At 39.7% G+C, this 10,265-nt stretch carries 6 protein-coding genes; 4 read left to right on the top strand and 2 right to left on the bottom strand.

Features of this window, described 5'->3' with window-relative positions; translation table 11 throughout:
* Window positions 1-433 precede the first annotated feature (433 nt).
* Together F2B13_RS20150 and F2B13_RS20145 are read right to left on the bottom strand one after the other, a co-directional pair.
* On the bottom strand, window positions 434-1,177 hold the full coding sequence (locus F2B13_RS20150; RefSeq protein ID WP_149277768.1) for a DUF6090 family protein: 744 nt from the start codon (window positions 1,175-1,177) through the stop codon (window positions 434-436).
* Between the two features lie 1,690 nt (window positions 1,178-2,867).
* A complete protein-coding gene (locus F2B13_RS20145; RefSeq protein ID WP_149277767.1) occupies window positions 2,868-3,452 on the bottom strand; it encodes an RNA polymerase sigma factor in 585 nt (194 codons plus the stop codon).
* Window positions 3,453-3,567: 115 nt separating this feature from the next.
* Here F2B13_RS20145 and F2B13_RS20140 point away from each other — a divergent pair, with 115 nt between their 5' ends.
* The 4 genes from F2B13_RS20140 to F2B13_RS20125 all read left to right on the top strand — a co-directional run.
* The gene (locus tag F2B13_RS20140) at window positions 3,568-4,731 is read left to right on the top strand and encodes a FecR family protein (protein ID WP_149277766.1); all 1,164 of its coding nucleotides are present in this window, start codon (window positions 3,568-3,570) and stop codon (window positions 4,729-4,731) included.
* A 161-nt stretch (window positions 4,732-4,892) separates the two neighbouring features.
* Window positions 4,893-8,321, top strand: a complete 3,429-nt coding sequence (locus F2B13_RS20135) for a TonB-dependent receptor (RefSeq protein ID WP_198439931.1) — start codon at window positions 4,893-4,895, stop codon at window positions 8,319-8,321.
* A 10-nt stretch (window positions 8,322-8,331) separates the two neighbouring features.
* On the top strand, window positions 8,332-9,846 hold the full coding sequence (locus F2B13_RS20130) for a RagB/SusD family nutrient uptake outer membrane protein (protein ID WP_149304991.1): 1,515 nt from the start codon (window positions 8,332-8,334) through the stop codon (window positions 9,844-9,846).
* Between the two features lie 53 nt (window positions 9,847-9,899).
* A partial coding sequence (locus F2B13_RS20125) for a sulfatase-like hydrolase/transferase (protein WP_149304990.1) occupies window positions 9,900-10,265 on the top strand: 366 nt, incomplete at its 3' end.

Raw genomic sequence — 10,265 nt, 5'->3', positions numbered from 1 at the left:
GCTGTTCCTGTTCAACATAAGCGGGGGGCTCAACATCGGCTATGCCTACGAGACCTCCGTCCAAAACCCGATCAATGGCCTGGACAACAACACCCATGAGCTTTTCATGAGGCTCCGGATGTAGTTGCGGATATGGGCCATATGAAGACCCGAAAAACTTTTCCAAAAAATAGGGAAGCCTTCAAGTGACCTTGCCCATCGCAGGGATCACATCGGTTAGCAAGTGGCCGAACTTATTATAGCTTATGGTCATACAGATGCTGGTGAACACAAAAATAAGTGTATCACACATAGAGCCTGTGCTGAACTTGATTCAGCAATGCCGAGCAAGTTATATTAAAAGAAAAAAGGTGGTTTAAGGCAAAAAGAAAATATTAATTAACTTTAGAGAACTGGACTAGGGCTTTTCATAGGAGCCATTGTTGTGCTTTAGTTATTTCTTTAATTTTTTATTAATTAATTCCATAATTGTATTTATTTCCTTTTGCATTTCTTCTAATCTTACCTTGGTTTCCTGTAGTGATAAATATTTCCAACGATGTATTCCTTCATAAACTAAAATCAACATTCTTAAATTTTCATCTATATTTAAGAATTCCTTCATTTTTGGTTGATTTTCAAGTCTTTTTGGTAACGTTGTTGACCCTAACAAACGACTTAAATTTTGAGTGATTTCACTCTTTCCGTCATCTGTATCTTCAAAACGTTTTATTGTCAGTGTTTGTAAACGTTTTAGGTCGATTAATCTATTTCTTATGTTAGAAGGAATTAATCCAATATCGCCAGTGCTCTGAAGTGATTCTATAGTATTTGTATTAAATGTCAAAGGTGGCGTTTCCAGGTTAAGTTTGGAAATTTGTTCATAAAATTGAATTGGTTTTAATACATCTTGGTCATATGCATCTGTATATTTATTATATTCATTTAAGTAAGTGCTTGACTCTTTAAGATAGTGGATTGAAAATTTAAAATCACTTTTCAAATCATCTAATAATTGCCCATAATATTCTTGTGTCTTTTCCGCTAATTTTTGCTTTTCATTCCAATTATTGATTTGAAGTGCAATCAAAATTCCAATAACAACAAGTACAATTTCTCCAATCGCATATAATAGATATTTACTGAACTTGTTTTCAGTTAGCAATCTTTGTCTAATTTTTCTGAAGAATTTTATCATTGGTTAGCGGTTTGTCATGATGAAGCACAACGACCTGCTAAACGCAGTTCGGTGATTGCTACGGAAATATAACAAAATCCCTCAACTATGGATGTGATAATGTACTGCCTTGTCAATCATTTCCATAATTAAGCACAAAACATAAAACCAATCGTGATTGTCACAACCTGTAAAATTTGAATTTATCATATCAACTGATTTTATTTTTTCTATCAACCAATTTTGAGCTCTTCTTTCCCTCAGATCCAATATATTTTCACACTTAAGTTCTTCAACAGTGTATGGAAAATGTGCTATCGCGAATCGTAAATGGGGATATCTTCGAGAACTTAAAGTAAATAAGCCGTTCCTTAGCCATTTATTGATGAAAGTTGATTTTTTTATGCCGTTATCGGCGGCCAAAATATATATACCTGAATGATTGGCTCCATAATTTAATTCCAGATCATAAAAATTCTGTTCTGACTCTTTTATTGCAGAATCAAAAATTTTTATTACTCCACTCTTTTCAAAATCATTATAGGCGTATAGTTCATTGAGGTATATCTATCATTACCTCCTAAACTCTCACTAAGGGTATAATAACAATTCCGAGATAGAGTGTCACCAGCATCAAATCTCCGTCTATGTTCCGTTGAAAAAGTGATTTTTTCTAAACTTCGAGAATCATTATCCACTTTAGTTTCTCCAAATAGGCGCATTTGAAATTCCTCAAAGCTTATAAGTGGATTCATAAAATTTGGGAAAAGTAAATTCACAAAATCTAAACGATTATAATTTCTGATAGAAGGTCTAGTTGTTTTAAATAAAGATTGGTACTGGCTGTGGGAATCATAAGATTTTATAAGCTTACACTAAGATTACCATCGTGTAATTATTTATGAATGAGGAACTAAAATAGTAAATAGTTGACTATCCTGAAGACAATTTACCTCTTGCCGGTACAGATTTCAAAATGGCCTCTTTGCGATTTTCTTTCGTACGCTTCTATATCGAGAGCGATTATCTTTTTTAAAGGAGGTAGCGTTCCTTGAAGGATGGGGTAGGGGCAGTGTAGTTTTTTATTGTAGTGGGGATTCGATTATCTTCTTCCCTTAACTCGGAAAAGGGCCTTTTTAGGAGGTAAAGCCAAGCTCTCATGGTTGTGCTATGTATCGTCTTTTTTGGTACTCCAACCTGAAACACGTTTCGCTTGTTGCATAAAAAAACCGCTAACTTTCAGTTAACGGCTTGGCTAGTAGCGGGGACTGGACTCGAACCAGCGACCTTCGGGTTATGAGCTCCCGGATTAGATTTTTATCCACGGTTTTATTGGGCTCGACCGCTATAAATTTATAAAAGCGTATGCAAAAACGTATGCAGTTTCAGTTTTCTGATTAATAGTAAATTCTTTGGGCAATATACTTAAAAAAGGAACTGATACCTTATTTTTCAGGTGGTTTAATATCTACTTTCAATAGATTCAATATTTTTCCGGATATGCAAGCCCTGAATCTATCCCCGGATAATTATATGACTTCTTCCCATTGTAGGATACCCGTCATGACTGGAGCATCAAGACTTTTTTCATCGGATTTCTTGGTTTTATTAGGAGTCCGATAATTCAGTGAAGGATAATTTTCGATTTTTGAAATGCCCTAGTAAGTAATAGTCTATACGGAGACATTGATTTCAGACTATCGAACGTCTATTACCGTAGCCTGGGTTCGGAAAATAAAAGAAAAAGAAAACCTTGGTGTTTTTCACCCAATTCTCGTTTTAGTATTGAGAATGCCTTGGTAATTTGGGCTTCCACGGTCTTTATCGATATATCGAGATATTCGGCTATTTCATTGTTGGTCAACCCTTCTTTTTTACTTAGAATAAATACCCTTTTGCATTTGGGAGGTAGTTTCTTAATCTCTTTATTAACCACTTCTATCATCCGTGCTAAAATGGAATCATCCGATTCTTCTACCGTTTGATGCGCGTATTCGATATATTTTTGATGAAGGAGGAAAACAGCCTTGTTTTTTTGGTAATGGTTTAGGAACTCATTATAAACGCATTTATATAAAAAACTACTTATGGAAAATTCCGGATTTAATTTTTTCCTGGACTTCCAAGTCTTAATAAAAACATTTTGAACTATGTCCTGGGCGCTTGATTTTTCGTGGGTCAATGTATATGCATATGAGTTGAGCGATCTATGGTACTTGTCTAGCAAGAACATATAAGCGTTTTCGTCGCCCTTAATCAAGTGCTGAATAAGCTTCTGGTTGTCTTCGAAGTCCATAAAAATGGTTATATGGCAAATAAACATTAAAATTTATATGATTTTCAAAAAAAAGTGAAAAAAAAGTTAGGGTATTGTAAATGGGGCTTGTAATATATCAAAGAGTAGACCCGAAGTGATACCGAGTGAAATTGAAAGCTGTATCGTAAAGTACTTGACCCAATCGGGGGATAGCAAAGATTTAGATAGACTTGATCAATGGTTAGAGGATGAGACGAGCGGAATACTTTTTAAGCAATATATCAAAACATATTTTGCGATAAACCTGGCCATGGACGATTCCAATATTGATAATGTAAGACAGAGGCTTTTAAAGGAGATAAAGGAAGATAAACGGCGTTTTTATAAGCCACGGTTTTCCACTTTTTTAAAATATGCCGCCATTGCTATGGTATTTATGGGGTTGGGTTTCCTTTTAAAGAAGGATGTTCTGGAGATGGATATAGATGCCACTGTGATTCCCCGTGAAAATGTGATAACCCTAAAATTGGGAAATGGCGATGTTAAGATTATTTCAAAAGATGGGAGTTCGCAGGTGGTCAATGAGAAAGGGGAGGTAATCGGAAACCAGCAGGGAGAACAAATTGTTTACCAAGATAACACGGGTACTGCCGAACCGGACTTCAATACTTTGACCATACCCAGAGGAAAGAGATTTGGCATAGTGCTTTCCGATGGCACTAAGGTGCATTTGAACGCTGGAAGTTCTCTTACCTATCCTACATCCTTTAGAGGTAATTCACTCAGAAGAGTAGTATTGATCGGTGAGGCTTTTTTCGAAGTAAGCCACGATTCCCTTAGACAGTTTGTGGTGAACACGCAAGAGCTCGATGTAAAAGTTCATGGTACGAGGTTTAATTTGGCAAATTATCCTGAGGATGAGCGGTATGAAGTCATTCTTGTCGACGGATCTGTAAGTATGTCCGAGGTGGAACAAACCGAACGACCATCCAAAGAAATGTTTTTGGAACCGGGTTTCAAAGGTATCTTGACCAAGAACGATAAGCAGTTCAGTAACGAAAGGGTAAATACCTCCTTGTACACTTCATGGATGGACGGCAACCTGATTTTCCGTAACGAAACCTTTGAAAATATTATAAGGAAGCTGGAGCGTCATTATAATGTGGTGATTATTAACAACAACACGAACATTGCTGAGGAAACCTTCAATGCAACCATTGAGACGGATAATGAAACCATAGAGCAAGTTTTTAACTACTTCGAGAAGGTCTATGAAATAGACTTCACTATTGTAGAAAATAAGATCATAATCAACTAAATCGAATGCCGATGAATTGAGATTAACTTTTAACGAACATTATTATTTATAAGCTTTCGGTTAGTGATCATCTAAACGAAAAATCGGAAAATGGTGGAACATTTCCCGATTTAGTTAAATGATCACACCCAAGGCGTAACCACAAAAAAGCAATCAAAATTATGAAAAAACCTTTAAAGTCGAGGGATGGGGTCTCTTGGCATCTTAATTATGACCTAAAAATGAAGTTTTCACTTCTTTTTTTCCTCACCATAAGTCTGTTGATGCAGGCTAATTCTTCATATTCCCAGAAAACCAAGATTTCACTCGACAAAGAAAACGTCACGGTAAGGGAAATATTTGATGAAATCGAAGAGAAGACCGAATTTAAGTTCTTTTATCATACTCAGGCGGTGGATTTACAGCGAAAAGTGTCCATTGTTACGAATAGAGCTTCAATTCAAGATGTACTAAAAAAACTCTTTTCAGGGGTGAATACTCAATACGAACTAGATGACCGTAAAATATTGTTGACGAGAAACCAAAGTAGTATTAGTGAGCAGCCAGTAAGTGTTGCTGAAACATTGGAACAACAAACAATATCAGGTACCGTAACTGATGGCAACGGTGCGCCCCTGCCAGGTGCAAACATTGTAGAAAAGGGTACTACGAATGGGGTTACCGCTGATTTTGACGGTAACTTTTCATTGAATGTAGATAGTGATACAGCTGTACTTGTGGTATCCTATATCGGGTTTGCCACAAAGGAGGTCGAGGTTAACGGACAAACGGTAGTCAATGTGACCTTGGAAGAAAGTGCCGCTGGTCTTGAGGAAGTTGTGGTAGTTGGATATGGAACCCAGAAAAAACTGAATCTGACGGGAGCGGTCAGTGCGGTTCAAAGCGAGGATTTGGAGAATAGGCCAATAACCAGTTCCAGTCAGGCCTTACAGGGAGTACAGGGCGTATATATAAATCAAGTCGGTGGGCAACCAGGTAATGACGCCGCGACCATACGTATCAGGGGGGTAGGTACTTTGAACAATAATAACCCATTGGTATTGGTCAATGGTATCGAGTTTTCGATCAATGATTTGAACCCAAATGACATTGAAAGTATTACTGTATTAAAGGATGCAGCGTCCGCTGCGATTTACGGATCGCGTGCAGCTAATGGGGTGGTTTTGGTAACTACAAAACAGGGATCAGAGAAATCACAAATATCATATAGTAATTCGATAGGGGTTCAAGAAGTTATTTCTTTACCGAATGTTGTTAAGGACCCCATTCGTTGGATGGAACTTTATTCCCAGGCTCAACTAAATTTTGGTACAAGCGAAAGTGCACTGGTTTTTCCTGAATCGCTGATTGAAGAATATAGGGCAGGGATGCAGACCGACCCGTATACATATCCAAACAATGATTGGTACGACATTATGTTCGACCCTGCGATTATTCAGCAGCATAACCTTCGATTTACCGGTGGAAGTTCAAAGACGAACTATGCCCTTTCCGTAGGGATTCTTGATCAGAACGGTGTATTGCGAAGCACGGATGCCAATAGATATAATGCAAATTTTACGGTTAATTCCGAAGTGCATAAAAATATTAATATAGGAGGGACATTTAATTTTTCGTACAAGAAACGTGATGAGCCCGTAGTAGGTATTCCAGAGACAATGCAAATGATCTTTAAGGCGCAGTCTTATCACCCCACGAAGTTGGAAGATGGAAATTACGGGATGAACTTCTTCGATATTCCTGGTCATAGAAGGTTCAGGAATCCCTTGGCACTTACCGATGAGGGAGATGCGGATATTAAAAATTTAAAGCTTTTTCTGAACACTTTTGCGGAGATTGAACTACCCTTCAATTTGGTCTATAAGCTAAATATGGGCTTTACAAGCGAGAATGAGCGAAGTAAAATTTTCACACCGCAGATTACCTTGTACGATGCCAAAACAAAAGAGCCCACCCAAATTCAAGCTGGGGGCAATCCCTATGTAACCTACCAAGGGCAACAAAGGGGAGTAGATCAAAGGGATGATGAATCATTGAACTGGACCGTTTTCAACACCTTAAAGTGGGACAAATCCTTTACCGAAGAAACCGACCTATCAATTTTATTAGGGACCAGTTATGAAAATTTCAGTACAAGCTGGTTCACAGCCGCCAATGAAGGGTATCTTAGCAACGATCTTTTTGAACTAAATGCAGGTAGCACCAACCCCACCGTCTCCGGAACAACTAACGAGTCGAGCTTAATATCCTATTTCGGTCGCGCCAATTTTGTTTTGGACAATAAATACCTTTTTGAAGCCAACTTCCGATACGATGGATCCTCTCGTTTTGCTGAGGGAAACAAGTGGGGCTTTTTTCCTTCTCTCTCCGCAGGATGGCGTATCAATGAAGAGAAATTCCTTCAAAATGTAGACTGGTTGGGACAGTTGAAGATTAGGGCCTCTTGGGGGCAACTGGGTAACGAGAGAATTGGCTTGTTCCGATACTTGGATTTAATTTCCCCAGGACAGGATTACATATTTGGAAATACGATAAACCCGGGAACAGCTGTTCTTGTGGACAATGATGATGAAATTTCTTGGGAAACCACCACGATTTCTAACATTGGTCTTGACGCTAGTTTCCTTCGGGGAAAATTCACGGCCAGTCTTGAATATTTCGATAAGACCACGGAGGATGTATTGAGGCCTGTGGGCATTCCATCTCAGGTCGGCTCCTTAGGAGGTCCCATTAGAAATATTGGCACTATTGAAAATGATGGTATAGAAATAGCCCTCGGGCACCGTAATAAGATAGGTAATTTTAGCTACGATGTATCGGGTAGTATGACCTACATCACCAACAAGGTAGTCGATTTGAATGGCGAAATTATTCTTGAGGACAATTCGTCCGATGGGCGCGGACCCTTCAATATAACCCAAGAGGGTAGTCCGATCAATCAGTTTTTACTTTACCAGGCCGATGGTCTGTTCCAATCTCAAGAGGAAATCGATGCCCATGCCTTTCAGGGAACCGATACGCAACCGGGATATATCAAGTTCAAGGATTTGGACAACAATGGTGTCATCGATCTTAACGATAGACAGGCAGAGGGCAATACCATACCAAAATATACCTATTCTTTTAATATAAACCTTTCCTATAAAAACCTTTCCCTAAATACATTTTGGCAGGGGGTCGAAGGCGTTCAAACTTATAATAAGCATGTTTCGGGGGTCCCTTTTTGGTTTGGTACTTCTTTGCCGGTAGGTTGGGCCAATGATTCATGGACACCGGACAATCGAGACGCCAGCTATCCGATCCTTACAAGGTATCAAGACACTCAAGCGACCTTGTTTCGTCCGAGTGATTATTGGTTATTGGATGCCTCCTACCTTCGCTTAAAGAACATACAGTTAACTTATAATTTCAACCCTGGGATACTTGATAGTTTAGGGATCAGTAAGCTGGCCATTTTTTGTAATGCCCAGAACTTATTGACTTTTACGCCATTGAAGGACTTTGATCCCGAAACGGATCTGATCGGAAACGATTTCTTCAATTATCCATCTACCAAAATTTACACTTTTGGTCTAAACGTATCATTCTAAAAATAAAATCATGAGAAGAATCATATCCCTTTATATATCGCTATCTAGTGTATTGATCTTGACAAGTTGTTCCAAGGACTTGTTGAACTTGGAACCGGCCGACCAAAGTAGTGTCGAAACATTTTGGACTACTGAGGATAACGCGGCATCCGCCTTAACTGGATGTTACGAGCCATTGCTTGGCCCATATAGGGGCGAAGGGTCATGGCTACTGAAACTTGAAGACGTAACACCAAATTCATTTGAGATTGACGATGGCAGTGGGGCATCTTCCATTGCCAGGGGAGATAATAACCCGACGCTACCGTTGATCAATTCCCGCTATAGTATTTCCTATGAAGGCGTGGGGAGAACCAATACATTTCTAGCCAATATTGATGAGGTTACCATGGATGCGGCCCTGAAAAACCGTTTCATTGCGGAGGCACGTTTCTTAAGAGCCTTCTATTACCATAATTTGGTAGAATACTATGGAGGCGTACCATTGATTTTAGACCCCCCGAACAACAATACCCAAGGTCAATTGCCCCGTAATACTAAAGCTGAGGTTCTAGAGGCCATTCATGCGGATTTGGACGCTGCTATAAGTGTTCTTCCCGTAACTTACGGCAATACCGATGTCGGAAGGGCTACAAGAGGGGCCGCCTTGGCGTTAAAGGCCCGGTCCGCCCTCTACAACGAAAATTGGTCGGAGGCTCTTTCCGCAGCAGAGGCCGTTGTGGATTTAAATGAATACTCCTTATTTCCCAATTATAGGGAGCTCTTCTTACTTGAAAATGAAAGAAACCAGGAAGTTATCTTTGATGTGGAGTTTCAGTTTCCTGAAATCACCAATAATTATCATGAGCTGTTTCAACAAGGGAACGTACTAAAGGATTTGGTAGATGCCTACTTGGCAGTCGATGGAGATCCGATTTCCGAATCCGATATTTATGACCCAAATGACCCATATGCCAATAGAGACCCTAGATTGGCGCAGACCTTAATAACCATAGGTTCGACGTTCAATGGAGCGCTGGTAACTGGGGATGAGTTATTCGCGGATTTGACAGGATATGCCTTCAAAAAGTATACCTATTATCTTGATGATGTGGTACGTACTGGTCCTCAACCGAATCAATCGGAAATTAACCCTATTTTATTTCGTTATGCGGAAATCTTGTTGACAATTGCCGAGGCAGAAAATGAATTGAACGGACCGACCGCCAAGGCCTATGCTGCCATAAATCAGGTCAGGGCCAGACCGTCGGTCGATATGCCAGAGGTTGAACCAGGGCTAAGCCAAGAAGAGTTTCGTGAGGTAGTTCGTCTTGAGCGGCGCATCGAGTTTGCCGGTGAGGGATTATATTATCAAGATATAATTCGCTGGCGTACAGCCGAAGTAGTGATGAACGAACCTGGATTGGATGAAGACGGCAACGTTATTGAAACTCGCAGTTTTAATCCTGAGAAGGACTATTTATGGCCTTTTCCCGATAGGGATATTTTGTTGAACACTAATTTGGAACAGAACCCAGGTTATTAAAACCAATACTAAGGCCTTTTCAAGAGGCTGTCGAATAACAATTGAAGCTAATTATGTACTGTTTTAAAAAAGGTTTTTTTAAGGTTTTCGGTTTGGTGTTTTTGGTTTTCCAAACCCCTTTGGATGCTCAAAACGCCAGTTTTAAAAAGCCCAATGTCATTGTCATCCTAACGGACGACCAAGGTTCTGTAGACCTGAACGTCTATGGAGCCAAGGATTTGTATACCCCCAATATGGACCGATTGGCCAAGGAAGGGGTGCGATTTACCCAATTCTACGCCGGTGCCCCTGTATGCTCACCTTCCCGAGCGGCATTGCTGACCGGTAAGACCAATTTGAGGGCCGGACTTCCCGGTAATGTGCCGATTCCTGAAAAGGCGGAGAAAACAGGGCAGTATGGTCTGCCCACGGATGAGATT

Origin of the sequence: Pareuzebyella sediminis, from assembly GCF_008367235.1 — a bacterium.
In the GTDB taxonomy this organism is placed as follows: domain Bacteria; phylum Bacteroidota; class Bacteroidia; order Flavobacteriales; family Flavobacteriaceae; genus Pareuzebyella; species Pareuzebyella sediminis.
The sequence above is the reverse complement of the archived record's forward strand: the minus strand, read 5'-3'. Positions and strand labels throughout refer to the sequence as shown.